22 protein-coding genes and 10 pseudogenes are annotated in these 23,824 nt (G+C 58.1%); 17 read left to right on the top strand and 15 right to left on the bottom strand.

The window, feature by feature from the left end; translation table 11 throughout:
• Positions 1 to 448: 448 nt before the first annotated feature.
• From NKJ76_RS30815 to NKJ76_RS30790, 6 genes and pseudogenes are all read right to left on the bottom strand, one after another.
• A complete protein-coding gene (locus NKJ76_RS30815) occupies positions 449 to 1,021 on the bottom strand; it encodes a hypothetical protein (RefSeq protein ID WP_352539113.1) in 573 nt (190 codons plus the stop codon).
• A 12-nt stretch (positions 1,022 to 1,033) separates the two neighbouring features.
• Positions 1,034 to 1,198: pseudogene (locus tag NKJ76_RS30810) on the bottom strand (transposase family protein); the annotation flags it as partial.
• 130 nt (positions 1,199 to 1,328) lie between these two features.
• On the bottom strand, positions 1,329 to 2,105 hold the full coding sequence (gene ehuA, locus NKJ76_RS30805; RefSeq protein ID WP_352539115.1) for an ectoine/hydroxyectoine ABC transporter ATP-binding protein EhuA: 777 nt from the start codon (positions 2,103 to 2,105) through the stop codon (positions 1,329 to 1,331).
• A 106-nt stretch (positions 2,106 to 2,211) separates the two neighbouring features.
• Complete coding sequence (ehuD, locus tag NKJ76_RS30800; RefSeq protein WP_352539111.1) at positions 2,212 to 2,880, bottom strand: ectoine/hydroxyectoine ABC transporter permease subunit EhuD; 669 nt, start codon at positions 2,878 to 2,880, stop codon at positions 2,212 to 2,214.
• The gene (gene ehuC, locus NKJ76_RS30795) at positions 2,877 to 3,548 is read right to left on the bottom strand and encodes an ectoine/hydroxyectoine ABC transporter permease subunit EhuC (protein ID WP_352539110.1); all 672 of its coding nucleotides are present in this window, start codon (positions 3,546 to 3,548) and stop codon (positions 2,877 to 2,879) included. Before ehuC ends, ehuD begins: the two co-directional genes overlap by 4 nt.
• A gap of 78 nt (positions 3,549 to 3,626) precedes the next feature.
• Positions 3,627 to 4,448 carry a transporter substrate-binding domain-containing protein gene (locus NKJ76_RS30790; protein WP_352539109.1) on the bottom strand — a complete coding sequence of 274 codons (822 nt, stop codon included), beginning with the start codon at positions 4,446 to 4,448 and terminating at the stop codon, positions 3,627 to 3,629.
• A gap of 879 nt (positions 4,449 to 5,327) precedes the next feature.
• On the opposite strand from NKJ76_RS30790, the gene NKJ76_RS30785 reads away from it, so the two are divergent.
• Both NKJ76_RS30785 and NKJ76_RS30780 read left to right on the top strand, forming a co-directional pair.
• Complete coding sequence (locus tag NKJ76_RS30785) at positions 5,328 to 5,747, top strand: SET domain-containing protein-lysine N-methyltransferase (protein WP_352539108.1); 420 nt, start codon at positions 5,328 to 5,330, stop codon at positions 5,745 to 5,747.
• Positions 5,748 to 5,965: 218 nt separating this feature from the next.
• Positions 5,966 to 6,109, top strand: a complete 144-nt coding sequence (locus NKJ76_RS30780; RefSeq protein WP_352539107.1) for a hypothetical protein — start codon at positions 5,966 to 5,968, stop codon at positions 6,107 to 6,109.
• A gap of 113 nt (positions 6,110 to 6,222) precedes the next feature.
• Here NKJ76_RS30780 and NKJ76_RS30775 read toward each other — a convergent pair.
• A pseudogene (locus NKJ76_RS30775) lies at positions 6,223 to 6,336 on the bottom strand (IS481 family transposase); the annotation flags it as partial.
• Between NKJ76_RS30775 and NKJ76_RS30770 the strand changes: the two are divergent.
• The 5 genes and pseudogenes from NKJ76_RS30770 to NKJ76_RS30750 form a co-directional block, all read left to right on the top strand.
• Positions 6,286 to 6,510 (top strand): annotated as a pseudogene (locus NKJ76_RS30770) (hypothetical protein); the annotation flags it as partial. The pseudogenes NKJ76_RS30775 and NKJ76_RS30770 sit on opposite strands and share 51 nt — an antisense overlap.
• A gap of 160 nt (positions 6,511 to 6,670) precedes the next feature.
• Positions 6,671 to 6,838 carry a hypothetical protein gene (locus tag NKJ76_RS30765; protein WP_352539118.1) on the top strand — a complete coding sequence of 56 codons (168 nt, stop codon included), beginning with the start codon at positions 6,671 to 6,673 and terminating at the stop codon, positions 6,836 to 6,838.
• Positions 6,835 to 7,320: a hypothetical protein gene (locus tag NKJ76_RS30760; RefSeq protein WP_352539117.1), complete on the top strand. Its 486-nt coding sequence runs from the start codon at positions 6,835 to 6,837 to the stop codon at positions 7,318 to 7,320. Before NKJ76_RS30765 ends, NKJ76_RS30760 begins: the two co-directional genes overlap by 4 nt.
• A gap of 716 nt (positions 7,321 to 8,036) precedes the next feature.
• On the top strand, positions 8,037 to 8,771 hold the full coding sequence (locus tag NKJ76_RS30755; protein ID WP_352539106.1) for a methyltransferase domain-containing protein: 735 nt from the start codon (positions 8,037 to 8,039) through the stop codon (positions 8,769 to 8,771).
• A 273-nt stretch (positions 8,772 to 9,044) separates the two neighbouring features.
• Positions 9,045 to 11,567, top strand: a complete 2,523-nt coding sequence (locus NKJ76_RS30750) for a GcvT family protein (RefSeq protein WP_352539105.1) — start codon at positions 9,045 to 9,047, stop codon at positions 11,565 to 11,567.
• A gap of 915 nt (positions 11,568 to 12,482) precedes the next feature.
• Here NKJ76_RS30750 and NKJ76_RS30745 read toward each other — a convergent pair.
• Positions 12,483 to 13,516, bottom strand: a pseudogene (locus NKJ76_RS30745) (IS5 family transposase).
• A gap of 40 nt (positions 13,517 to 13,556) precedes the next feature.
• Here NKJ76_RS30745 and NKJ76_RS30740 point away from each other — a divergent pair.
• A pseudogene (locus tag NKJ76_RS30740) lies at positions 13,557 to 13,772 on the top strand (FAD-dependent oxidoreductase); the annotation flags it as partial.
• A 227-nt stretch (positions 13,773 to 13,999) separates the two neighbouring features.
• Here NKJ76_RS30740 and ectB read toward each other — a convergent pair.
• The 3 genes and pseudogenes from ectB to NKJ76_RS30725 all read right to left on the bottom strand — a co-directional run.
• Complete coding sequence (gene ectB / locus NKJ76_RS30735) at positions 14,000 to 15,319, bottom strand: diaminobutyrate--2-oxoglutarate transaminase (RefSeq protein WP_352539104.1); 1,320 nt, start codon at positions 15,317 to 15,319, stop codon at positions 14,000 to 14,002.
• 720 nt (positions 15,320 to 16,039) lie between these two features.
• Positions 16,040 to 16,207: a hypothetical protein gene (locus NKJ76_RS30730; protein WP_352539103.1), complete on the bottom strand. Its 168-nt coding sequence runs from the start codon at positions 16,205 to 16,207 to the stop codon at positions 16,040 to 16,042.
• A gap of 44 nt (positions 16,208 to 16,251) precedes the next feature.
• Positions 16,252 to 16,461: pseudogene (locus tag NKJ76_RS30725) on the bottom strand (IS110 family transposase); the annotation flags it as partial.
• A 233-nt stretch (positions 16,462 to 16,694) separates the two neighbouring features.
• Here NKJ76_RS30725 and NKJ76_RS30720 point away from each other — a divergent pair.
• Positions 16,695 to 17,335, top strand: a pseudogene (locus tag NKJ76_RS30720) (DDE-type integrase/transposase/recombinase); the annotation flags it as partial.
• Here NKJ76_RS30720 and NKJ76_RS30715 read toward each other — a convergent pair.
• Positions 17,241 to 17,603: a hypothetical protein gene (locus NKJ76_RS30715; protein ID WP_352539116.1), complete on the bottom strand. Its 363-nt coding sequence runs from the start codon at positions 17,601 to 17,603 to the stop codon at positions 17,241 to 17,243. The pseudogene NKJ76_RS30720 and the gene NKJ76_RS30715 sit on opposite strands and share 95 nt — an antisense overlap.
• Before the next feature lie 14 nt (positions 17,604 to 17,617).
• Positions 17,618 to 17,887 carry a transposase gene (locus NKJ76_RS30710; RefSeq protein WP_502902374.1) on the bottom strand — a complete coding sequence of 90 codons (270 nt, stop codon included), beginning with the start codon at positions 17,885 to 17,887 and terminating at the stop codon, positions 17,618 to 17,620.
• A gap of 105 nt (positions 17,888 to 17,992) precedes the next feature.
• Here NKJ76_RS30710 and NKJ76_RS30705 point away from each other — a divergent pair.
• Positions 17,993 to 18,690: pseudogene (locus NKJ76_RS30705) on the top strand (ATP-grasp domain-containing protein); the annotation flags it as partial.
• A gap of 448 nt (positions 18,691 to 19,138) precedes the next feature.
• On the opposite strand, the pseudogene NKJ76_RS30700 reads toward NKJ76_RS30705, so the two are convergent.
• A pseudogene (locus NKJ76_RS30700) lies at positions 19,139 to 19,394 on the bottom strand (transposase); the annotation flags it as partial.
• A 318-nt stretch (positions 19,395 to 19,712) separates the two neighbouring features.
• Between NKJ76_RS30700 and NKJ76_RS30695 the strand changes: the two are divergent.
• From NKJ76_RS30695 to NKJ76_RS30675, 5 genes are all read left to right on the top strand, one after another.
• A complete protein-coding gene (locus NKJ76_RS30695; RefSeq protein ID WP_502902373.1) occupies positions 19,713 to 19,871 on the top strand; it encodes a fumarate hydratase C-terminal domain-containing protein in 159 nt (52 codons plus the stop codon).
• Between the two features lie 326 nt (positions 19,872 to 20,197).
• On the top strand, positions 20,198 to 20,926 hold the full coding sequence (locus NKJ76_RS30690; protein WP_352539100.1) for a LuxR family transcriptional regulator: 729 nt from the start codon (positions 20,198 to 20,200) through the stop codon (positions 20,924 to 20,926).
• A 90-nt stretch (positions 20,927 to 21,016) separates the two neighbouring features.
• The gene (locus tag NKJ76_RS30685) at positions 21,017 to 21,643 is read left to right on the top strand and encodes an acyl-homoserine-lactone synthase (RefSeq protein ID WP_352539099.1); all 627 of its coding nucleotides are present in this window, start codon (positions 21,017 to 21,019) and stop codon (positions 21,641 to 21,643) included.
• 32 nt (positions 21,644 to 21,675) lie between these two features.
• Positions 21,676 to 21,927, top strand: a complete 252-nt coding sequence (locus tag NKJ76_RS30680; RefSeq protein ID WP_352539098.1) for a transcriptional regulator domain-containing protein — start codon at positions 21,676 to 21,678, stop codon at positions 21,925 to 21,927.
• A gap of 121 nt (positions 21,928 to 22,048) precedes the next feature.
• A complete protein-coding gene (locus tag NKJ76_RS30675) occupies positions 22,049 to 22,480 on the top strand; it encodes a DUF2285 domain-containing protein (RefSeq protein WP_352539114.1) in 432 nt (143 codons plus the stop codon).
• Between the two features lie 8 nt (positions 22,481 to 22,488).
• Here the strand turns inward: NKJ76_RS30675 and NKJ76_RS30670 are convergent, their stop codons facing one another.
• Entirely contained in the window at positions 22,489 to 22,767 is a 279-nt protein-coding gene (locus NKJ76_RS30670) for a DNA -binding domain-containing protein (RefSeq protein ID WP_023671869.1), read from the bottom strand.
• A 92-nt stretch (positions 22,768 to 22,859) separates the two neighbouring features.
• On the opposite strand from NKJ76_RS30670, the gene NKJ76_RS30665 reads away from it, so the two are divergent.
• On the top strand, positions 22,860 to 23,138 hold the full coding sequence (locus tag NKJ76_RS30665; protein WP_352539097.1) for a helix-turn-helix domain-containing protein: 279 nt from the start codon (positions 22,860 to 22,862) through the stop codon (positions 23,136 to 23,138).
• 174 nt (positions 23,139 to 23,312) lie between these two features.
• Positions 23,313 to 23,529 (top strand): annotated as a pseudogene (locus tag NKJ76_RS30660) (helix-turn-helix domain-containing protein).
• Positions 23,530 to 23,824 lie beyond the last annotated feature (295 nt).

The following is a 23,824-nucleotide window of genomic DNA, read 5'->3' as shown; positions in this document are numbered from 1 at the left end:
ACCAGGCGCATGGGGAGCGCTTCGAGCGCGTTCCAGTGATGTGGACCTGATACTCGAACTCCCATACGGGCCCGCAGCCATGAGAAGGCCGCAATGAGAGGCCGGACACATGGCAGCACCCGAACACGCGCAGCAGCCTGCACCAAAGATTGTTCTTGCATCCGTCGGGGCGTCCACACATGACCGTGCGGCCCGGCAGCGCTCGCCGCGCCGACAGCCCTCGTCCGAAGCCTTCAAGACCGCGACCGAAGATCCCGCTCAATGCTCTTCCTATCGTCCACCTCCATCGGGGTGGATGTTGAAACAAGCACGAAACGCAGCCGTCACAGCACAATCGATCATCGATCACAGGACGTGCTCTAGCGGCAAAGCTCGGGCAGGCTGTAAACGCCATCGGCCCCCTGCGTCGCGTCCACCCTCTTGGCTCCGTTCGCCCACCGGGGCAGGGCTATCGCATTTGAGTCATGAGTTGGAAGAGATAAGCATCGTTCCAGCCTGCGCGCATCATTTTGCCGCGCATGGTGTCCTTTTTGCTGTCGGCTCGGAAACTATTGAGGCAGAAACGCCGCAGCAGAGCGAGGTTTTCGGGGCCGTGATCCTTTCTGGTCCGGCAGTCGTCCTCGCGGAAGACACGTCGAGTTGCCGGTGCAGGCCATTCTCGACATCCCAGCATCCCAGTGACGGCGATGACGGCGAGCGGGTCGTTGGCGGACATCGGTCGCGAGAGCACATAGAGAAAGCACTCTTCCTGCCGTTTGCCATCGATCACACGCGTGCGCTTGACGTCGCCGATGGCCGCCCGGCCGGCAAAGCCGTGCTTGCGGCCAAGCCCCGGCGCGCGCACGACACGCGCCGCCCGCCGCTCCAGGCGTCCGTGGCTCACCTCCTCGGTAACGGCCAGCGCCGCCTGGGGCGTTGGCGTCCGGTAAAGGCGCTCGGCATCGGCTGAAGCAGCCTCTGATTGCCCTTCAAGGCCAAACAGCGCCGAGAAGGTGTCGTGCGAGGGGATGCCATGCCCCAAAGTGAGCACCTAGCGCAGCATTGCTTCCTTTTCCTGCCCAAAGCGCCACATGTCGGAACAATTCTTGGCGCCGCACAGCATCGCGGCGAACGCAATGAACAGTATCTCGCAAAAATCGTGTCGAGCGTTCTGGTCGCGCGGATCGAGATGACCGAACACAGCATGGATCGTTTCCATCGAGAGCTCCACAATAACGGAGCCCTCCCAAGAATCCACAACCCGTCATTTGGCAAGCCATGTCCCATCTACTCAAATGCGATTCCCCTGCCCACCGGGGGGGCCCGCGAGGGAGGATAGGCGCCGCTACCTATCTCGCCTCCAGCACGGCACTGAGGAATTGACGCGTCCGCTCGTTCTGCGGGTTGCCTAAGAGCTGGTCGGGCGGGCCCTGCTCGGCGATCTTGCCGGCGTAGAAGAAACAGACGCGGTCGGAAAACTCCTTGGCGAAGCCCATCTGGTGCGTGACCATCAGCATGGTGAGGTCATGCTCGGCGCCGAGCTTGCGGATGACATTGAGCACCTCCCCGATCAGCTCTGGGTCGAGCGCCGAAGTCACCTCGTCGAACAGCATCACCTTGGGCCGCATTGCAAGCGCACGAGCGATCGCCACGCGCTGCTTCTGTCCGCCGGAAAGTTGGATCGGGAAGTGATTCCTCTTGTCGCTGAGCCCCACCATGTCGAGCAGTTCGGCGGCGCGCTCCTCCGCCTGCTTCTTCGGCAGCCCGAGCACGGAAACCGGCGCCTCCATGCAGTTTTGCAGCGCCGTCATGTGAGGAAAGAGATTGAAGTGCTGAAAGACCATGCCGATCTTGCTGCGGACGCGCCTGAGATGCCGATCATTCGCAGGAACCATGTGGCCGTTCTTCTGCATATGCGTGAGCGGCTCTCCATCGACCCAGATCACTCCTCCTTGGATTTTTTCCAGCGTCATGAGCATGCGCAGGACTGTGGTCTTGCCAGAGCCCGAAGGCCCGATTATGCAAACCTTCTCGTTACGGGCGATTTCGAGATTGAGCTCGTCGAGCACGGTTAGCGCGCCATAGCGCTTTGTGACGTTTTCGAAGCGGACCATAGGTTCGTTCATGACTTTCTCGTTGCACGCGGTCTCGGGATTGTCCAGCACGGTCAGCGCCCCGTAACTCTTTGCGGCATTTTCGAAGCGGATTCTGGGTTCGTTCATGACATACCTCCTATTGCAGCCGATAGCGGTGGTTGAGCCAGATGCTTACCGACTGCACGATCGCAGAAGCGGCCAGACTGAACACGAGAAAGAAGAAGCCGACCATGACGATGGCCTCGGTGTAGCGGTAGTTATTGGCGCCAAAAATCTTCGCCTGCTGCAACATCTCCAGGATCGCGATGGCGGCCAGGATCGGCGTTTCCTTGAACATGCCGACAAAGTAGTTGCCCAAGGCAGGCACGATGGGAGGGATCGCCTGCGGCAGAATGATGGTGCGCCAAGTTCGTATTCGCGACAGATTGAGCGCCGTGCAGGCCTCCCACTGGCCTTCTTCAACCGCCAGGATGCCGGCGCGATATACCTCTGAGCAATATGCGGCGTAGTGGATGCCGAGCATGCCGATGCCCGCTGTCCAGGCGGGAATGAGTATGCCGAATTGCGGTCCGACGAAATACACGAAGAACACCTGCAGCAGCAGAGGCGTGGAGCGGATAAACTCCACGATCTCCGTCATGGCTGCGGACACGTAGCGGTTCGGCGACTGACGGATCAGCGCGACGACAAGACCTAGCACCAGTGCGATCGCGAAGCTTAGGACCGTGGCCTGAACTGTGACTATTGCGCCGCGATAGAGATACGGCAACGCTTCCCAGACGTAGGACCAGTCCCACATGTTCATGCCAGCGCCTCCCGCACGAAGCCACTTGAGAGGCGGCGCTCCAGCCAACGCACGAGGGGTGTGATCAGGGCACGCGCGATCAGGTAGTAGCCAAACAGCGCCACCGCGAAGAACAGCAGGTAATTGCCGGTGGCATCGGCTGCCAGCTTGGAGGCGGTGGTGAACTCGGTGATGGTGATGAAGAATACGAGCGAGGTCGACTTAAGCAACTCGATCAGCAGGTTGCCCGAGGGCGGCAGCATGCTTCGGATCGCCTGTGGCACTACGATGCGGCGCATCATGCTCAGGCGCGGGAAGTTGAGCGCGGTACTCGCTTCATACTGGCCGCGGTCGACAGCCTGGATTGCGGCGCGCACCACCTCGGCGAGGTAGGCAGAGTAGTTCATGCCAATGCCGAAGATGGCGACTGCCCACGGCGAAAGGGCGACGCCAAAGAACGGCAGCACAAAGAACAACAAGTAGACCTGCACCAGCAGTGAAGTTCCACGAAAGAATTCGATATAGGCAACGGCTAACCATCGCAGCGGCCAAAGGGAGGAGACCCGAATTAAACCCGCGATGAGGCCGAGCACTACTGCGACCAGAGAAGCCCCGATGGTTATGATAACGGTGATCAGGAGGCCGTGGGCGAGCGCCAAAACGCTGAAGTTGAGAGAGAATTCGTTCATGTTTCTATCCAATTTGACGCTCCCGGCCGTAGACCGGGGAGACGCATCAGGATCCGGGAGGAACGGTGATACTAAGCCTTACGATTTGCAGAGATCGGCGGTCTTGCTACCGTCCGGCAAAAGCGACTTATCGTATCCATACTTGCTAACTAATGACATCATCTCATCAGAGCCGATATAATCGTTCATCACCTCGTTGATTGCATCGACTGTGTCCTGCTCGCCTTGTGGAAACGCGAAGGCAGGATAGCCAGGTTTGTAATTTGGTTTGAACGGGTTAGCGAGCTCGAGTGAATCATCGTTGCGGATCGCACCCTTAATGCCCAGATATTCACCACCCCCGGCATCGGCGCGACCAGACTTGACTGCCTGGACTATCTCGACATAGCCGGCAACCTGCATGATCTTGTCGTCTGGGATGCCGGTCTGTTGCGCCCGTTTCACGTCGGCATATCCGGCACCAGTAACGAATGTCAGCCCCTTGTCACGAATGTCTGGCAAGGAATGCACCCCTTTCGGGTTGCCTTTGGGTACCACAAGGCCGCCGTATACCGTCCCGAACGGATCCGTGAATAGCACGTTGCGGCAGCGCTGAGGCAACACGAACATCGCACTAGTGATCACATCGATGCGGCCTCCCTGCATGGCGGGGATAAGTGATCCCCACTCCATGTCCACAGGTTCGAACTTTGTCGCTCCCAGTTTCTTCAAGAGCTCCATCACCAAGACGTTGCCGATGCCAAGCATCTCGTTATTATCTCCCTTGAACGACCAGGCTGTGTCAGTGGAGAAGCCGATGCGGACCGGTCCGCCATTCTTAATCCTGTCCAGCACCCCCCCCGCCAAGGCAGAGCCAGCTAGCGAGGTCATTACTACCGTCGTGATGCTCAGTGCGGCCATTCCCCTTAGAACTTTGCGTCTCAGGGGATCGGTTCGGCTTGTAAGGCGTTGGCACTTGTCCATAAACTCCTCCTTCTTGTTTTGCGCTGTCACCAACACAGGTGAGGCGGACCTCACGCCCATTTGTTGACGGAAGTCTGATGTGTGGTTCCCCTTCAAATTCGCGCCCCGATACTCCGGGGACCGTTGGTCAAGCTCCAATTTGGTCGTCAGTGCCTGACAATAGCAGATCGAGGGCCGCGTTTCGTGCGAATTTGTTCTTGTCCGCGCAGGAAACCAGCGACATTGGCGCCGTCCGCGCCTCTACTCGAAAAACTTCCTATATGGTGACCAACGGGATCGGGCGGACACGCTGAAGCCAAGGGCGACCCTGTCCCATATAGCGGGAATGGCTGCAGCCTCAGTAGGCGTGCAGTTCGAGAAAATCACCAACAGCTTCGCCGACACCTCGACGCGTCGGTTGGAGACGAACGTAAGGGCTGAGCTTGGCTAATGTCGCCCACGCGTATTGGTAGGTATGACGAGTTTGAGAACAAGCTATGTTTGCACTCGGAGAACAACTTGTGAGATGGAACTCTTAGGACGTCTTCCTTTAGAACTGGTGCCTTGCCAATTCCAAGCTTAGCGGAAGGAGGTGCCCGCTCGGAGGGGCAATGGGATCCGTAGTGGCGAAGGCACAATGGATTTGACCTAAGCTCAAGGGTAGCACGGCGGAGGAGGAGGTTTGCGGCGACAACAGTGAGTCTCGTAGGCGAGTTGCGGTCAAAATCCGCTGTCAACTTATTTGAAGTCAGTATTGCTGGCGAATCGCTGCCAGAAGCTCAATGGTCACCTCTCATGGAAATGTTCCAAGCTGAGCAGCATTAAAAGGTACACACGATGGTCGACAGGGTTTTTGATCGCAGCGGCGCACTGTATGTCAAGAAAATTCCGCGAAAAGGTCGCGGTTTATTTGCAAATACTCCGTTCAAGGCTGGAGATCTAATCGAAAGATGCCCGACCTGGGTATTTGATAATCGGGAGGCTGGTCTTATAGATCTTACTGGGTTACTAGAATATTATTTCGTTAGAGATGGAAAAGATCATAAAGTTGACCCAATAGAGCGCCACGTTGTTTTCGGTCTTGCCTCGTTAGTGAATCATTCTTTTTTCCCGAATGCAAAAACGGTTTGGACTGATGAAATATCAGGCGCATGGGCCAGCCTTGTGGCGATTAAGGAAATAAAGGTGGATGAGGAAATAACACAAAAATATCAAAACTTATCTGATTACCCCAAGAATATCAATTTCGTCGAATAATCCGGGATAGGATGCAATGCCAATATGATTGCCCTTGATGAGGCACGTTTATTCGCATCCTAAATGGAGTCAGGAAAACAATTGAAGCTGCGTTAGTTCTATGGTGATAGCAACAGAATCAGGTAGACGAAACCAGTGTCGTGTTGCCTCACGTTAATTTGTTACCATTTTGACTGCACCCCTTTCAGAGCCTGCGAGACGGCTTTGCCGAAGTTGTCATGCTTGCCGATGAGCCTGCCTCCGCTTCGGTGTTGTTGGCGGCGCCACCAGTGGTGATCGAGCTTGAGATCACCGGCAAGGTGCCGCTGCGGATTCCGCTGACCACGCCGCCGGCGATGGTGAAGGCGCTGGGCTTTTCATGAACCCGGTTCCGAGTCAGATGCGGATCTGGTTGGCGGTCTGGCCGGACCGACATGCGTCGCGGGATGCAAGGCCTCGTTCGGCAGGTTTAGGAGACGTTGGCCCGGGATCCGCGCAGTCCGGCTCCCTTGAGGACCCGGCTGAGGGTGGCGGGCGAGACGCCGACCTCCATGGCGATGTGCTTGCCGGTCAACCGCTGGCGGCACAAGGCCACGATGCGCTCGGCCACGGTATCTCCTCTCACCTCGGTCCGGTCGACCGCACACCGCCGGTTGCGGAGATTTTGTTCGCATCGCTTGCGGCGGTCCTTAGCGGCGCAACGCATTGCACGGAAAGGGAGCTGTTTGCCAGGAATCGGCTCGATCTGTTGCGGCAGTTCATCCTGCTCGAGCGTGGCACCTTCAGCCGGGTCCTGGCGGCCCTCGATCCTGTCGCCCTCAACCATTCCTTCATGCGCTTCATGGCCGCTTTTCGGCGCGCAGGCGCGCATCGATGCGCCGAAATGCCAGATCGCCATCGACGGCAAGAGCCTCAGGCGCGCCTATGCCAAGGGCGTTTCGCATATGCCGCCGCTGGTGGTGACCGTCTTTGGCTGCGAGACCTTCATGAGCCTGGCCCCGACTGTGGCGCAGAAAGGCGGGGAGTTGCAGGCCGAGATCGCGGCGCTCGAATTGTTGTCGCTCAAGGGATTGACCGACACCGCCGATGCCTTGCACTGCATCGCCGCATGACCCAGACCATCAGCGACCGTGGCGGCCACTACGCTATCACCATCAAGGGCAACCAGTCGAAGCTGACCGCCGAAGCCAGCATCGCACTCGACAAGGCAGCGGCGGGCAAAGCGACCAAGTTCCATCAGACCAAAGAGGATGCCCATGGCCCTCACGAGGTGCGGCGTGCCTTCGTCATTCCCTTTGCGCAGCCGCCGAGCAAGAATGCACTCGTTGACCTTTGCGCCGTCGGCCGTGTCGAAAGCAGGCGCACCGTCGATGGCAAGACCCGCACAAGTTCCGCTGCTATGCGCTGTCGCGCAAAATGCCGGCACACGAACTGCTCGCCACAGTACGCCGCCACTGGAGCATCGAGAATGATCTGCACTGGCAACTCACGTTCTGCTCGGCGAAGATCAAATCAGAGGCCGCAAGAACAATACGGCCGCGAATCACGCCATACTTCGCCGCCTCACTCTCAATGTTCTCAGAGCCGATCCTGAAAACATCCCGCTCAGCCACAAACGACTCAAGGCACGATGGGCCGATCAAAACCCACTTAGCGTCGTACTCATATGCGATAGCCCTGGGGGAGGGTGGGGATGAAAGCTGTGGGTTATATTACCCAGGGCAGCCAATCTCGTGAGTTTGTCGGACCCAAAACGAAGATGGCAGAGACGGAACAAAACTGGTTTTGTTGCCGACATTGCGAATGGAAATCCTCTCCGCATGAACAATGTTGTCCCTTAGGCAAACAGCCGATATGGCACCATCCTTGCCATATTGTTGGTGGAAGTGTGCGGCTGACGGGGGCGGCGATGAAGACCGTGTTGGATCGGATTTTCAGGCGAGCGAGACTGTATCTGGCTAGCCTTGGATCTTCGGACGGGGCGAGGTTGTGTCCGGCAAACCCACCTATGGCGACCGCGGTCCATTTTGGTCAACGCCGTTGCCGACGAGAAAAGGCCCGCTTTTGATCAGGTCCGCCTCCTACCGGCGCTGAACGAGACGAACCAAATAGTTATGAAGCCGAGGATCTTCCCTCCGGCCCTTGATCTAACCGACTCCGCGGGTTGGCACGTTTCTTGAGTATGAAGGTGGTCGCGCGGCCGGAGCGCCCCGGGCTAAGAGAGAGCAGAATGCCGGAGTGGAGGGAAGAGTTCCCAGTAAAGGGAGTGGCTCTCATTTCAGACGAAAGTTCAGCAAGAGAGATGGGCGTATGAATGACGAAATAGAATATGGCGAGAATTGGGCGCCGGTATATGGCGAATATGCTTCTATGTCAGGTAAGATAGCAGAGACACATGAAACAGTGGCTTTGCTGAAGCAATATTCCCATGAAGGCGCTGCCCTTGAACTTGGTATCGGGGACGGGCGTGTAGCAGTGCCTCTAAGTGAGAGTGGCGTCAAGGTGGAGGGTATCGACAATTCAGGCGTCATGTTGAAGCTTCTCAATCAGCGCACCAACCTGATCAAGACGTGGAAGGGTGATATATCTCATTTCACATCAGAAAGACCGTACGAACTCGTATTTTGCGTTTACGGTACTTTCACTCTGCTGCCTACTCGTGAAGATCAAATTGATTGCCTTCGATCTGCCGCTGAGGCGCTATCTGATCAAGGTGTTTTGGTGATAGAAATGGATGTTCCAGCCCTCGACAACTTTGTTGGCGGCCATAGAACTACTGTGCGATTGCACAATGAGAATATACTGTTAAGTGTGCAGTCACATGACCCGATAAATCAAAGCATAATTTCGAGGTCACTCTGGTTTTCTGGCGAATCAGTCAGACGTTTACCCACCCGAGTTCGTTACGTTTACCATCAGGAACTCGACACAATGGCAGAATGCGTAGGTCTGAAACTGTCGGAGCGCTGGGGGGATTGGCGGAGAGGTGCGTTCACCGGCAGTTCCAATCGGCATATCTCGGTATACCGCCGAATCGCTAACTGAAACCACTCGCGCTGTTAAACAAAGGATCAACGCACATAGTGTAGAGTCTTTCCGTGCGAGACTAAGTGCTCGTGGAATCATGTACAAGCGCGCCTTGGGGCGACAGTCAAGAGCGCGACTAACCCGTCATTGTGGTGGCGGATTGGGCCATACCAACCAATCCATGTAGGCGATAGCACGTCAACCACATGGGTTGCAGGACGTTACTGCATAGCCATATGCAGAAGACACGATTTTAGGCATTAGTCTGACTCAGAATTGTCGAGGTCTCGGATGCAAAGCAAATTACCTTCACATACCGAGTATGCCGTCATCGGCGGCGGTATTATTGGGCTCTCTGTCGCATTTCACCTGACACGCTTGGGGCATCGGGACGTTCTGCTACTCGAGCGCGACCAGCTGACATGTGGCACAACATGGCATGCTGCCGGGCTGATTACTCAGCTTCGGGCCAACGAGAACATGGCAAGACTCGCAAGGTACTCCGCAGAATTATTCCGGGACCTAGAACAACTAACGGGTCAGCCGACCGGTTTTCGGCAAAGCGGGTCTATTACCCTTGCGGCCACCGCAGATCGCATGGAGGAACTGAAGCGAGGCTCCTCCATGGGAAAAGCGTTCGGTCTCGAAGTCGAAATGATTGATGCGGCCGACGCCCAGAGGCGCGTGCCACTAATTGACGTAAGTGACGTCCTCGGAGCGGCATGGATTGATACCGACGGCATAACCAATCCGATCGACACGGCACGAGCATTCGCCGCCGGGGCGAGGCAGGGGGGAGCAAAGATTCTCGAGCGAACGCCGGTTACGCGAATAATTGTTAAGGAGGGGCGTCTTACTGGGGTCGAAACGCCGGTGGGCATCGTTCGTGCTAACAGGGCTGTTCTGTGCACTGGCATGTGGAGCCGCGAACTGGCCACAGAGCTCAACTGGTCAGTCCCGGTGCATGCTGCCGAGCACTTTTACGTAGTAACTGAAGCCATCCCGGATTTGCCAGCCAATTTGCCGACGGTCCGTGACATGGACGCGAGGTTTTACGCTAAAGCGGACGCCGGGAAGCTGCTGGTCGGCTTTTTCGAGCTCAAGGGTAAGCCCTGGGGCGTGGACGGCATTCCACGCAATTTCAGCTTCGACGCCCTAACTGACGACTTCGATCACATCGAGCCATACCTCGCAGCTGCTATTGAGCGCATACCAACGCTTGCCAACGTTGGTCTGCAACTGAATTTCAACGGCCCGGAAAGCTTTACGCCGGACAACCGCTTTCTACTGGGTCCTGCTCCCGATATTAGCGGCCTCTACGTTGCTACCGGCTTCAATTCCTGTGGGATCGAGTCGTCAGGTGGCGCCGGGAAAGTCATGGCAGAGTGGATGTCCACGGGCCTTCCCTCACATGACTACTGGGAAATGGACGTGCGCCGCGCAATGCCATTCCAACGCAACCGTCGCTACCTCTGCGACCGGACCGTCGAAGCGGTCGGCAATCTCTGGGCACTGCACTGGCCATATAAATCGCCGGAGACAGCCCGCAACGTACGCGTCTCCCCAATACATGACCGGCTGGCGCTGGCTGGTGCGAACTTCGGTGAGGTTGCGGGGTGGGAGCGGGTGCAGTGGTTCGGATCGGGCAGCTCGACGTCGGCTTTCCATGCCACGTTTACGCGCGACGACTGGTTCAGGTTTAGTGGCGAGGAACATGACGCTACACGTTCCGGAGTAGCCCTGTTTGATCAGACGTCTGTTTGTCACTTGCTGGTTCAGGGCGGCGACGCCCTAGCGCTGCTGCAGCGGGTGTCCACCAACGACGTCGATGTACCCGTTGGAAACATCGTTGACACACCTTGGCTGAACGAGCGCGGCGGAATGGAGTCGAATGTTAATATCGCTCGAACCGGGGTCGAGGAGTTCCTCATCGTCACCGGAGCCGTCCAGCGCAATCGGGATCTCGCTTGGTTGCGGGTGCATGCCAGAGGAGCCGGAAACGCGACTGTTGCAGATGTCTCGTCGGGATATGCCACTCTTTCGGTGATGGGCCCCCGGTCACGGGAATTGCTCGCGCGTGTCAGCCCCGCCGACTTCTCGGACGATGCATTTCCATTCGGGACCGTCCGCGAGGTCGAAATCGGTTACGGGCTAGCCCTCGCCTTCCGCAAGACGTCCGTTGGAGAACTCGGGTGGGAACTCCATATCCCGACCGAGCAAACCTTGGGCGCCTATGATGCCCTAGCTGCCGCCGGCAGCCACCTTAATCTTCGCCATGCAGGATACGTGGCTTTGAATACACTACGCCTTGAAGCCGGTTACCGTGACTGGGGATCGGATATCGGCGACGAAGACTCTCCGCTTGCCTCGGGCCGCGGCTTCACGGTAGCGTGGGACAAGGCGACAAATTTCATCGGGCGCGCAGCGCTGGAGGCACAGCGGGGCAAAATCCCACGACGCCGTCTCGTCCAGCTCGCACTGCCAAAGCAAGCTCCTCTGGCGTTTGGAACCGAACCTGTGTGGCGTGACGGAAAACTGGTCGGGTACCTCCGGTCCGCCGGTTTCGGCCATACCGTAGGTTGTGGGATCGGCGTAGGCTACCTGCGTGCCGATGACGGGGTGACTTCCCAGTGGCTGTCTGAGGGGAGGTTTGAGGTGGAAATCGCAGGCGAAAAGCACCCTGCAGTCACTTCCCTCCGCGCTTTTTATGACCCGAGTCAAACCCGAGTGAAAGGCGAGTGGTACCATGCCAAGGAGCTTGTCTCTCCAGAGCTGCGTGCGGCTTTCCCATCGAGTCGGATTGCCAGGATGTGACTACTTCCGGTTAACCGGACCGGGTCCGTCTACAAGCCAAAGGTGGTCCAGCACTCAGGGACCAGCAATCTTTCGCAGAGCCCCTGGAATGGGAGAAAGAGACGATTGGCGACGGGCGGGCGAGCTATTTTGCGCCAGCGCGTCCTCAAGATCTGGAGCGTGGATCGGCCAGAGGGGGGCAATTGAGGTAATGGTATGCAGAATGACCAACGCTCCCATGACTTTGGAAAGGACTGCGCATCGGGCGCCTCATACGACTTTTCTACAAGGTACGCGCGATTCAGATGTCGCCATTGTGGGCGGAGGTTAACCGGAGATCTAGCGGAGGGGGGTCTTCGGGTGGTTGTTCTTGAAGCCGTTGAGATAGGGTGCGGTGCGTCAGGACAGTTTCGGCTTCGTGAACGCCGGTCTCTGGATGAAACCAGAGGACGTAAAAGTAAGTCTCGGCGAGCCGTTCGGCGAACGACTATTCGAACTTCTCGGCAATGGGCCTGCCGAAGTTTGGCTCAGTCTATTGAGTGCGAGCCAGTGAAGAACGGAACCCTCCATTGCGCAGTCGGCGAGTCCGGTCTTAACGATCTCAGGGAACTCGAGAAGCAGTGGTTAAAGGCGCACCAGTTAAGCTGCTCATTGCAAAGGACACGGCAGCCCGGATAGGTAAACAGATTATTCCGGATCGCTACTCGATCTGCGTGCGGGTATAATTCAGCCACTTGGACACCTGAACTACCGGCATTTTCCAGAGTGGGTGGCGCGACAATGAGGTTGCGAACAGCCTGACGCGCGGCGGGGCTGGATTTCGGTCGTTGGGGCTGATGCTGGTTGCCGGTTTCGGCATCGCGGCGGCGTTTTCCGCCGCTCTCGCCGTCAGGCGAACGCAGTTCGCCCTTGGTGCCAGACGAAGCGGGTGAGATTCTAGGCGAGGTTGGCCATGCCGATCTTGGTGCAGGCGCGAGCGATGCCGATCGTGCGGACAAACAGGCCCATGCGGGATTTCTGCTGCGCGAAGACGTGCTCGACGAAAGCGCGGATCTTTGAGCGCCGGCCATTGGCCCGTGCCATCGCCTCGCTCATCGGCCGGCCTTTCGGCTTCTTGTGATGAATGTCGGAGACGTAGCCGTTCTTGTCCAGCCACGCCTTCTTCTTCTTCTTCGAGCGATAGGCGGTGTCGGGCCATACCGTCGAGCCGTGTTGTTCTTTGCCAGCACGTTGCGAAGCTGCGCCCCGTCCCAAGCCGAGGCGCCGGTGACGTTCCAGCCGCGGATGAAGCCATGGCGGCGATGGATCGAGGCATGGTTTTTGTAGCCGAAGGCGGGAACGGCGATATCGCGCTGCTTCGTCTTTCCCTCCTCATCGGCCTTGGCCTTCGAGAACTTCACGGTCCAGCGCGCGTCCCGGTCCTTCTGGCGCAGCTTGGCTGGTTTCTTCTGCCACTCGTCCGGCACCTTTCCTGCCTTGATGTCAGCCTTTTCAGCATCGGAATTGCGTTGCTTCGGCGCCGCCACGATCGTGGCATCCACGATCTGGCCACCCATCGCCAGATAACCGGCCTTGGTGAGGTGCTTGTCAAAACGGGCGAACAGGTTGTCCACCGCCCGGGCCTACGTGAGGTGCTCCCTAAACAACCAGATCGTCTTGGCGTCGGGCACTTTGTCGCCGAGCCCCAACCCGAGGAAACGCATGAAGGAAAGCCGGTCTTGGATCTGAAACTCGGTCTGATCGTCCGAGAGAATGTAGAGCGCCTGCAGAACCAGAACCTTGAACATTATCACCGCATCAAAGGGCGGCCGGCCGCCTTTGGCGCCATCGGAGCGCTTCAGCGCCTTGGCCAGCGGTTTCCGGAAAACCTCCCAAGGCACCACCGCGTTCAGCTTCTCCAGTGGATCGCCGGCCGCGCTTAGCCGGACATAACGCTCGTCAATGTCCCAGAATCCAGCCTGGCCTCGCATCCAACGCCTCCGTGCAAATCACCAGGCGAAGTGAATCAAAATGCGGTCTCGATTGCCACGTTTTTCGAGGTGTCCACTTGGCTATGTCCGAGGACTTGCGCGCGCCGCGATCGCCGCCGGAGCCAAGGTGTTTACTTCAAGTCCGGTCTTGAGCGTGGAGACATCGAACGGCGGGTGGATGCTTCGCACAGCGGAAGGGGTGGTCAAGGCCAACTGGATCGTGGTGGCAACGGATGCATACACTAATGTGCTCTGGCCAGAGCTGAGACGGGAGCAGGTCATGTTCCTGCTTCAATCTCACGACCCGGCCACTTCGGGACATTTTCCCGGCCGCGAGGGCTGCTGGGACACCAACGTCGTCTTGAGCTCCTTACCGGGCGAGGTGGCACGGCCGCTGGTGGCCGGTGACGCCATTGCAACGGCTAGACTAGCGTCCTCACTCGCTTGGTGGCGCTTTCCCACGACGATATGTCTTGTGCGTTCTCACCATCCTAACGGCGGGCTTGTCTCCGTGGTGTCCTGCACCGCGCCAATGCTGTCGCGAACGATCGATAGACCACCGCGCAGGTCAGCCTCGGCAATGGTGAGAGCAGCAAGGAACTTCAGCACCTCATTGCGCCCGCCACAGGTCTCGATCACCAAGCCGCGACGAAGAGCTTCCCGTGATATTTTGACCGGCAATGAGGGGTGCTTTTGGAATACGAGCCCGTACATCAAGCCGCGGCCCCGTGCACTCAGACCAAGGTTGCGGAAATCGTTTGCGATTGACTTGAGTTCCTCCGCCAGAATCGCGGACTTGCGAGCGATTTCCTCCTCGAATTTGGAGTCGGCCCAATAGGTCTCAAGAGCCGCGCGCGCAGTGACGAAAGCAAGGTTGTTGCCTCTGAACGTACCGCTGTGCGCACCAGGCGACCAAATATCCAGTTCAGGCTTCAGAAGAACGAGCGACATCGGCGTTCCGATTGCCGACAAGGACTTTGACAACGTGACAATGTCAGGCACGATGTTGGCAGCTTCAAAACTGAAGAATTGTCCCGTGCGGCCGACACCTGCCTGGATGTCATCGAGGATCATCAGGATCCCATGTTTCGCGGTGAGGTCACTCAGCCGTTGCAACCATTTAAAACTTGCAGGATTGATGCCCCCTTCCCCTTGAACCGCTTCCAGAATCACCGCGGCAGGTTTGTCGAGGCCGCTGCTGGGATCGTTCAGCAGCTTTTCGAAGTAATCGAGCGTGTCAACGGAAGCGCCGAGATAACCATCGTAGGGCAAAAATGACACGTGCGCGACCGGATAACCTGCAGCACTACGGTCTTTCTTGTTTCCAGTTGCAGCCAACGATCCAGCGCTGACGCCATGGAACGCATTGGTAAATGCGACGATATTCGCCCTGCCGGTTACTAGGCGCGCCAGCTTCAGCGCTGCCTCGACCGCGTTGGTCCCTGTGGGACCCGTGAACTGCAACTTGTAAGTCAGACCACGCGGCTTCAGAATGTACTGCTCAAAAGCTTCGATGAACGCCTTCTTGGCACTCGTGGCAAGGTCTAGCCCATGCACGATACGGTCGCGCTCGATGTAATCCAGCAACGGCTTCTTGAAGGCGGGGTTATTGTGGCCGTAATTAAGGGCGCCTGCCCCGGCGAAAAAATCAAGATATTCACGACCGTCTGCACCTACAAGGGTAGTGCCAACTGCGCGATCGAAGAGAATCGGAAATGACCGGATGTAGCCGCGCACCTCAGACTCGAGGCGCTCAAAAATCGCAATGCTCCCATCGTTCGAAGGCGAAAGTTTCTTGTCCATAGTGGCAATCTCCTTGTTCATGGGGCGAACTCATTCGAACTAACAGCCTGCGGCCGAGTCAGGCCGGCTTATCGTATGAGGGACAGACCGATGAGTGCCCGCTTCGTGAATGTAGCAGCGTCAGATAGACGGAGACTGAGTGGGCAACCATCACGAGTGGCGCCCAAAACAATCGTGGGACCATGATGTCCTAAAATGCGCGTTTGTGAGTTAAAGATCTAAGATTTTCTGTAACAATCTTGTTTCGGGCGCTCTTCAAATTGGGAGGGACGGCGATTGCGAAAGTGCTGCTCCGGGACGAGTCCCTTGGCGCCCTAGACCGCCGCTTGCGGCAGCAACTCGGGAGCGAGCTGCGCCGAATTTAGCAAGAAACCGGGACAACTGCCATTTATGTCACCCACGATTAGTACGAAGCCTTCCTGCTGTCGGACAAGGTTGGTGATGGACCACGGACATGTCCGACAGCATGGGGCGCCAGGACACATCTACGCATCGCCAGTAGACATCTTCGTGGCCGGCTTCGTAGGAGACACAAACCTAATTCGCGGCGTTGCACGAACAACACGCGACGGCGCGGCCCGTCAAGTGGGTGACCAGCTAATCAACTGCCGCGCCGCGTCCGCTGCCAACGATGAACTGCTGCCCGTTGCCGATAGCGGCGAGCAATGCAGTCGCACCTAATGCGCCTCGATCCCCTTCGTCACCTGGCGGATACGCTCTTCAAGAAGAGAGATCGGTGTTTAAATCGCTCAGCAGCGGGCGCATTGTCGGCGGCAAATCGTTCTCCTCGTCATTCAAGGCGTGCGGCAGATCAAGTTTGAACAATCCCGCGCCTAGACGCAAAGGGACGCCGTAGTCGAGGCAGAAAACCCGCATCTGGTTGATCAAGCGCGTCCTCGAGCCGATCATCTGGTCACGAACCTGTGCAGCGCTTGAAGATCAACCTGATCAGTTTCCTTCACGGTGATGAAGCGCATTGTCGGCCGTATCGTAGCCTCCGCGATCGCCTCAGCGTCGATGATATCGTTCTTGTTCGACTTCACGTACGGCTTCATGAATTGCGCGGGGATCAAGCGCACTGTGTGACCAAGTGCCTGTATTTTCCGGGCGAGCCACTGTGAACCTGCGCAGGATTCCATGCCGACTATGCTCGGAACTGCGCGCGTAAAGAACTGCAGAAGGATCTCGCCGAAAGCGGGCTTTTTGAACAGGCGTGCCGTCGCAGCTCAGGCCAACGACGTGGAAAATGTTCTTGCGAATATCGATTCCATAGACAGCCGCGGGTCGCGGCAAATTGCGGTGCGCCATCCTACTTTCCTCCATTGATCTGACCTCCGCATGATGAGCGAGGAGGACGGGGCGGACCATCCCATTAATGGTAGGACCCGCCGCCACGCCTGAAGCCGTCGCGCATCTGCAGGCCCTATCGGAGCGTCGGGCCTGTTCCTTCGTCTGCGCCGGTCGCAAGATGATCCGCTACCAGTCTCGCTGACCGCCAGAGACGGAGCTGCGTGGTCGGATGCGTGACCTCGCGAACGAGCGCCGACGCTTCGGCTACCGGCGGCTGTTCATTCTGCTCAGGCCCGAGGCGAGGCATCTGGGATCAACCGTATCTACCGTATCTATCGCGAGGACTGACGGTGCGCAAGCGCCGGGCAAGACGGCGAGCAGTCGGCACGCGGGCGCCGATCCTGGTCGAGGCAAAGCCGAATGCGCTCTGGTCGTTGGATTTGTGCATGACCAGTTCGCCTGCGGCCCGCACTTCCGTGTGCTCAACATCGTCGACGACGTGACACACGAATGTCTGGCAGTCGCGATTCCGGACACCTCGATCTCCGGCCGTCGGGTTGCTCGCGAGCTGACGGAACTGATCGCCCAGCATGGCAAGCCAGGCATAATCGTCTCGACCATCGCACCGAGTTCACCTCGAATGCCATCCTTGCATGGTCGAAGGATCACGGGATCGAATGGCACTACATCGCGCCGGGCAAGCCGATGCAGACGGATGTTGTAGAATAGCCCTATCGGCGACGATACCGTCTTTTTCCACAACCTTCGTCTTGCCCGGCCGAGCCCGCCATCGGGAAATCGCTGCTGCATAGGCAGCTTCCGCCTTCTCGACTCGGGATCGTTCTTCTGCGCGCTTGGCCGAGATGTTGTAGTCGAACGCGGAGCCGCGCCTGGCATGACTAGTCGGGACGCCGGCGCGCAGCTCGACCGATCTGAACTTGCGGGCGAGCAAGGCCGGCCAAGCCCAGACGTAGTCGGTATCCTTGCTCAGCATGTGCCAGATTCATTTCAAAGCTTGCGCTCAGTGGCGACGGCCGCGATGTGCTTCTCGCGATGCGAGGCGATCCGCTTGTAGAAGGCGCGCAGAGGACCCGGCGAGCGCGCAGCCGCCCATGCCGCCTCGACCAGCACTCCCCGCGCATGGCCGCGGCCCTGCTTCGTGATGCGCCCGTGATAAGCTGGCCCCTCACCGGACTGCCGCACGCTCGGATTGGCGCCAAGGTAGGCAAGAGCTGCTGTGGATCGCTGAAGCCCGTATGTCGCCGATTGCCGCGGCAACGCTCGCAGCCACGGTGACGTCGAGGCCGGACAACGTCATCAGGCGGCGGATTGTCGGATCTGGAGGGCATGTACGGCGATATCCGCCTCGACCACCGTCAACCCGCAGAGGCCGGCGTTCCAATCCCTACTTATCGCTTGGCAGCGAATGCGACGGAGGTTGAACGGGGTGCCGCGGAGATCGGGTCGCCGGTGGCTTAAGCCCACCGTAGGTATCGAAAGCATGGGCGTCCGATTGTGCGGCAGCCTCGACGAGGTAGCCGAACATACAGAGTATCTTTTGGGCGGCGAGCACATGTGGCGGTCTTCGCCAAGGATACTGGTCGAAGAATTCGCGCAAGGCCCCCTGTATAGCGCTGACATAATGGGAACTGAAGTCATTGGGATTTGTGCAGCTGAATTCGGCCGCCCACCGCATTTCATTTTCGTGAGTACACCCATCCGGCCCCGCTGACTGATAACGAGAATGAACGTATAATCGATGTTTCGCTGAGCTGTATGCAAGCTCTCCGCCTTGGCTGGGGGCCATCCTTCGTTGAACTCCGGTGGACGGAGCGTGGACCAGTCGTCATTGAAGTAAACCCGCGCATCGCGGGTGGGCCCAATACTCGGCTGGTTCAGCGGGCTTACGGTATCGATCTCGTCGCCGAGCACATCAAGCTTGTCATCGGCGATGAATGGGATCTCCGCAAAAGAAATTCGCTGCGGCCGTGCGGTTCCTGATGCCAAATCGCGATGGCACCTTGGATTGGATCACTGGCGACAGTCAGGCGGCGGCTCTACCAGGTGTCGCCGAGTTTCGACGCCCTCTTCAATTACCACAAGATACTGACACATCACCAAGCCGGAGCGCTATCTTGTGCATCGCGCCACGGTGGATGGGGTTGCCCATGTCACCTTGCTGGGTATTGCCTGCCGATGAACTGCTGATTGTCGCGCGATGGATCTACTTTGCGCATGACGGGCCTTTCACGCCTCAGGATATCGCCTTAGCTGCTAACGCAGCCAGACCGCCAGAAAGAGCACGCTTGCATGATCGGAACTCCAGGTTGATGATGTGGCGCTCGAAGGCTCCTTTGCGGGGAGAAAGGCTGGGCGCCGCACCCCGAGCGCCACATAAATTCCGACGCCGACGCCAGCTGAAGGAGCAGCCAAAAAGCCGGCGTGGTGACAACTATTGCGCCGAATGAGAAGCGAAGTGAAGTAGATAGTCATGCGGTGCTGCACAGCACCAGCCTCTCGATGCTAGGCCTCCAACGGCCTGTGCCATTCGGCGACGTCCTCGAGCACGGCGTCGGTGACGGCCGAGATCAGGTCCGGCGAGACGTCGATGCCATAGAGTCCCCCCAAGGTAGCCGCGGATCTCGCGCACGCTGATGCGCGCGCATACATGATACGATCTTGGCGTCGAACTTGGGAAAACGCCTCTGATTTCGGGGTCGAAGGTGCCGGCCCGGTCGCGCGGGATCGACAACGTCATCTTCGACATGCCGGTCAGCACTGGCTTCACGTCATCCGCACCTATCGTGGCGTGCTGCAGTCGACGATTATGGGCCTATCCGCAGTGAAAAACGTAGATTTTCTGCGCTACCAGCAACGAATTCGCGCAAGGGGGTCGAGTGACCGTTGGTACACTAAAGTGACCCTGGTACACTAAGAAGTCCGCACCGCGCAACGTATAACCGACCTGGCACGACCAGTTTTTGCTGAAGAAACGAATGATCACTGAACACCGCATATCATTTGGTGATATCGCAACCTCATAGTGTGAGGACGGAGCCGGTGAGCCGACTGAAAGATACTCGCCGAGACTGGCCAATTTGCGATGCTCGTCAAAGCGGAGCGGGGCTCGCTGGCCATCGAGTCGATTGTTAAACGCAGCTATCTCATGGCAGTGGGCGCCGCTGCGTACCTGATTTCAGCATCGATCAAGGCGGCGCGGCTCGTTGCCTTTGAAGACCTGGGCATGGACAGCCATCTATGAATCTGAGGTGCAGGACACAGACCGCAATCTACCGTGAAGCTGAGCTCCTTCATGGAGCAGTCTAAATAGCCCGCAAACGGACACCCCGACCCTAATGAAGTGCAAACCCAAGAGGACGACTGTCGCCTGCAGATGACGCGGAATGAGGTCTCGGTGTCGATAAGAGCGCCGTCGAAGCACATATCGCCCTCCCAAGGCGCACCGGCCCGGCATGGAGCTCAGTCTCCGGCCGGGCCTTCTACCCTGAATGGCTGCGCTTTGGTCAACCCGTCTTGGCTCCGATATGTAGGGCCAGAAGCCGTGGGCAAACTCACTGCAGTTTAGCTATGCAAGACGTTTTTCACAGATTTGTAGAGCAAATCGCAGACAGCGCTGACGCGACTGACCTGCGCAACGCTCTTGGCGAGATTGCCTCTTCGCTCGATTTCCCGTCTTTTGCCTATCTTTTCCCTTCTTCTGAAAAGGGCCGCAACGTGCGCCTGATTTCCACCTACCCTCAATCCTGGACATCTCACTACCTTCACAGTCGGTATGAAAAGATTGACCCGGTAATTCATCAAGCGCGTGGTGGTCAGGAACCATTCAACTGGGATGCGCACGGTGCTGATCTCGAACTATCGACGCAGCAGCGACAATTGATGGATGAGGCGACGCAATTTGGCATTCACTGCGGCTTCACGATCCCGATCCATGACAGCACCGGTAATTTTGCAGCACTGACCTTCGCCTCCGATGAAAGGCGACCGCCGTTCTTTCGCCTGATTAATCGATATGACCGCGCGCTCGAACTCATCGCGATCTTCTTCCATCTTCATGCCTGTCGCAAGCTGGCCGACGACAGGACCGTGGATGGCGTTACCCTATCTCGAAGGGAAATGGAGTGTCTGAAGTGGGCGGCTCGGGGCAAGACGGCGTGGGAAATCGGCCGCATCTTGGGAATCAGTCGGAGCACCGCAGCCTATCATCGGGATAACGCCAGGAAGAAGCTTGGCGTGAAGACGGCTATTCAGGCAGCTGTTCGGCTTGCACTGTCGCGGCCATCTCTCTTCACCTGACCTCCCGGAACCTGGGCACATACACAGGTTGTTTCAACTCCAGCCTTTGCCTTCAATCGCAGGAGCTATCCATGCGAGGAGAAGGCCATCATGTTGCAGTTGATCACGCCGGGTTGTTACGCTGAGTTCAGCGACGAGCTCGAGCAGATGCATCGCTTGCGGTATCGCGTTTTCAGAGATCGACTTGATTGGGACGTTTCGTTCAGCGGCGGCTTTGAGGTCGATCCGTTCGATGCGCTTCGTCCCCATTACCTATTGCTGCGTGCGCCCGCCGGACGCATCGACGGCTGCGTGCGCCTATTGCCTACTACAGGACCGACGATGCTGCGTGATAGCTTCTTCGCTCTTCTTGCCGACCGTCCAGCGCCGGAAGATCCACGTGTTTGGGAAAGCAGCCGTTTTGCGCTTGATCTGCCGCCTTCCGCGCCCAAACAGGCGGGCATCGCAATTGGCACCTACGAGCTGTTTGCCGGAATGGTCGAGTTTGGTTTGTCACGCGGTCTGCGCAGCATCGTCACCGTAACCGATCTGCGCATAGAGCGTATTCTGCGTCGCGCCGGCTGGCCACTCGAACGGTTGTCCGATCCGCAAACAATTGGCAACACACGCGCCGTTGCCGGATATCTCGACGTCTCGAGAGAGAGCTTGGAAGCCCTCCGCCGCAATGGCGGGCTCAAAGGCCCGGTCCTGTGGACCCCGGTCACTAAGATCGCCTGAGCCTGAATCCGACTTTTTCTGGAAATGATGCAATGGACGAAACAAGACCTGGCCCTGCTTGGCCGGACAGGCAAGATGATCGTGCCTATGTCGACCAGCTCACCAGCCGAGGCTGGGCCTGGGAATTCCTCAGGCGCAATCCGGAATTCCAAAAGGATCTGGCGAACGCGCTACGCGGTGCCGAACGCACGCACGCCCGGTCCATGGACATTATCAGCCTGGCTTCGAATACTGTTGATCTCTCGCGCTGGGGCCTTCTGTTTTGCAAGCTCAAAAGGAACTGATGCGAGCGTCTTTTGGTGTCCCTGCCAATGTCCCCATGTTTTGCCCGTTGTGGCCGAAACGGCGGCGCGGCCGCGCGGGGTCGACTTGCTTGATCTCGCCCGGCACTCCTGCCGCATCTCCATGCTCGTCACGCGGGACGGGCATCAGCACCTCCTGGTCGAGGACAGTGGCAGGAGCTTGCAACTGGCTGCTTCCGGCGTCAGCATCCTCGAACCTGTGCGATTGACATCCTCGGTCCTCTGGTCGCCAGAGGAACTGAAGCAGCGCCTGAACGCGTTGGAATGTCTGAACAGCCTCTGTTGGACCGGCAGGCTGCAATCAGGATTCTTTCCGACCGAGCCCCGTAGCTTGCGGTTGAGCCGAGTCTTGCATGCCCTCGACGGCTTCATCGCTGGCGTATCACACCGCGAAATCGGCCTTGCTCTCTTCGGCAGAGCCCGTGTCGAGCAGGACTGGGCCGACCCCGGTGACCATCTTCGAGACAGCGTCCGCCGTGCAGTCAGACGCGGGCGCTCGCTAATGAACGGTGGTTATAAGCGTCTTCTTCTATAACGCCACCATCAGGCCTTTTGGCGGCCAGAGAACAGCTCCTTGTACCCCGCCACCACCAGCCAGTGGGCGCGCGCGAGATGGCTGCGAACCGCCCTTTGGGCGCGCGCGGGCTCTTGCACTGGATCGATTCCCAATATCGCCTGGGCCATCTCTTCTTCGCTGGCATTGCCGGCGCATGCATCCAAGAGCTTCAAATATGTCGTGAAGTGCTCATCGTCGTAAGCGGTCAGGCTCTCCGCCCATGGGACCTCGTCGGCAACAGCAGGTTTGAGCAATCTGTCTACCATTTCATCTCTCGCCGTAAGACCTATCCCGCGCCGCGCAGATCTTTGACCGCATAATATCCTAAAATGGGATAATCCGAAACTGGGATTAGTCCATGAGCCGGTTCCTTCTTGGCCCGGTTCGTCTGATGCCGAAATCACTTCGATCAGCTCGCCAGCGCCGGCTGCTACAACGGCTGATTGCCGCGCGCAAAACCAAAGGGGCCACCCAGACCCAGGTTGCTGATATGTTGGGCCGCCCACAATCCTTCGTGGCCAAGTACGAGGGGGGTGAGCGTCGGCTGGACGTCATTGAGTTTCTCGACGTCACCGAGGCTCTCGGTATCGATCCTTGCGAGCTTCTGGCACAATTGCGTCGCGCTCGTGACCTGTAGAGGGCGTGCGCTTTGTTTGGCTGCCAAACTTCACGATTCCAGTCCTTGAGTTCACGGCTCAGGGGATTTGCCGTCGCGAAATGATGCCGTGCAGCCGCTCGCCCTTTGCCGTCTCTGATCTTTGTAGAGGATACTCCGTGGTGAAATCCTCGACAAGAGGGTGGCTTCTCGTGCATGGAAATCCGAGAGGTCTTTGCCCGCAATCTGCGTAGGCATCGTCAAAAAAAAGAAATTGTCCCAGGAAGCGCTGGCGCATGAGGCTGGCGTTGACCGAACATATGTCAGCGCACTTGAGCGCTCGGTCTATGCCGCCAGCATTGATACGGTGGCGAAACTCGCCAGAGTGCTCGGAATCGATCCGGCCGATCTACTCAACCCTCATTCTGAATAAATCTGGAAGCGGGGACGAAAACGCGGTTGATGAGACTCCGCCAGAAGGTTTTCAGGCATTCATGCTGCTGACAGGAACGCCCGCGCGCCTTCGCAGCCGGTGCTCGTGAACCGAGCCCGCTTTTCTTCGGCAAGCTCAGGCGGTCTCGGCCATTCGGCTTCGCCCCTTGGCGTGGGCAGCCCTTCGGGCTGAGACGGCCGCCGCCCTTGCGGGCGGCGCGGTTTGTCTGTTGGCCTTTCCCGGTGGCGCGGGGCGGGCGGCACTCCCTTCTAGACCCGCCGCGGCAGCCCGCAAC

Source organism: Mesorhizobium sp. M0029, from assembly GCF_040323735.1.
Classification (GTDB): domain Bacteria; phylum Pseudomonadota; class Alphaproteobacteria; order Rhizobiales; family Rhizobiaceae; genus Mesorhizobium.
This window is presented reverse-complemented; position numbering and strand designations above follow the sequence as displayed.

Excerpts from the sequence above, each read along its gene's own strand:
- NKJ76_RS30695 (WP_502902373.1), top strand. The coding sequence starts at position 19,713 with ATGCTCGTCAAAGCGGAGCGGGGCTCGCTGGCCATCGAGTCGATTGTT.
- NKJ76_RS30760 (WP_352539117.1), top strand. The coding sequence starts at position 6,835 with ATGACCCAGACCATCAGCGACCGTGGCGGCCACTACGCTATCACCATC.
- ectB (WP_352539104.1), bottom strand. The coding sequence starts at position 15,319 with ATGGACAAGAAACTTTCGCCTTCGAACGATGGGAGCATTGCGATTTTT.
- NKJ76_RS30665 (WP_352539097.1), top strand. The coding sequence starts at position 22,860 with ATGAGCCGGTTCCTTCTTGGCCCGGTTCGTCTGATGCCGAAATCACTT.
- ehuD (WP_352539111.1), bottom strand. The coding sequence starts at position 2,880 with ATGAACATGTGGGACTGGTCCTACGTCTGGGAAGCGTTGCCGTATCTC.
- NKJ76_RS30780 (WP_352539107.1), top strand. The coding sequence starts at position 5,966 with ATGCTTGCCGATGAGCCTGCCTCCGCTTCGGTGTTGTTGGCGGCGCCA.
- NKJ76_RS30785 (WP_352539108.1), top strand. The coding sequence starts at position 5,328 with ATGGTCGACAGGGTTTTTGATCGCAGCGGCGCACTGTATGTCAAGAAA.
- NKJ76_RS30675 (WP_352539114.1), top strand. The coding sequence starts at position 22,049 with ATGCTCGTCACGCGGGACGGGCATCAGCACCTCCTGGTCGAGGACAGT.
- NKJ76_RS30680 (WP_352539098.1), top strand. The coding sequence starts at position 21,676 with ATGGACGAAACAAGACCTGGCCCTGCTTGGCCGGACAGGCAAGATGAT.
- NKJ76_RS30765 (WP_352539118.1), top strand. The coding sequence starts at position 6,671 with ATGCCGCCGCTGGTGGTGACCGTCTTTGGCTGCGAGACCTTCATGAGC.
- NKJ76_RS30755 (WP_352539106.1), top strand. The coding sequence starts at position 8,037 with ATGAATGACGAAATAGAATATGGCGAGAATTGGGCGCCGGTATATGGC.
- NKJ76_RS30690 (WP_352539100.1), top strand. The coding sequence starts at position 20,198 with ATGCAAGACGTTTTTCACAGATTTGTAGAGCAAATCGCAGACAGCGCT.
- NKJ76_RS30715 (WP_352539116.1), bottom strand. The coding sequence starts at position 17,603 with ATGCTGAGCAAGGATACCGACTACGTCTGGGCTTGGCCGGCCTTGCTC.
- NKJ76_RS30670 (WP_023671869.1), bottom strand. The coding sequence starts at position 22,767 with ATGGTAGACAGATTGCTCAAACCTGCTGTTGCCGACGAGGTCCCATGG.
- NKJ76_RS30750 (WP_352539105.1), top strand. The coding sequence starts at position 9,045 with ATGCAAAGCAAATTACCTTCACATACCGAGTATGCCGTCATCGGCGGC.
- ehuA (WP_352539115.1), bottom strand. The coding sequence starts at position 2,105 with ATGAACGAACCTATGGTCCGCTTCGAAAACGTCACAAAGCGCTATGGC.
- NKJ76_RS30790 (WP_352539109.1), bottom strand. The coding sequence starts at position 4,448 with ATGGCCGCACTGAGCATCACGACGGTAGTAATGACCTCGCTAGCTGGC.
- ehuC (WP_352539110.1), bottom strand. The coding sequence starts at position 3,548 with ATGAACGAATTCTCTCTCAACTTCAGCGTTTTGGCGCTCGCCCACGGC.
- NKJ76_RS30685 (WP_352539099.1), top strand. The coding sequence starts at position 21,017 with ATGTTGCAGTTGATCACGCCGGGTTGTTACGCTGAGTTCAGCGACGAG.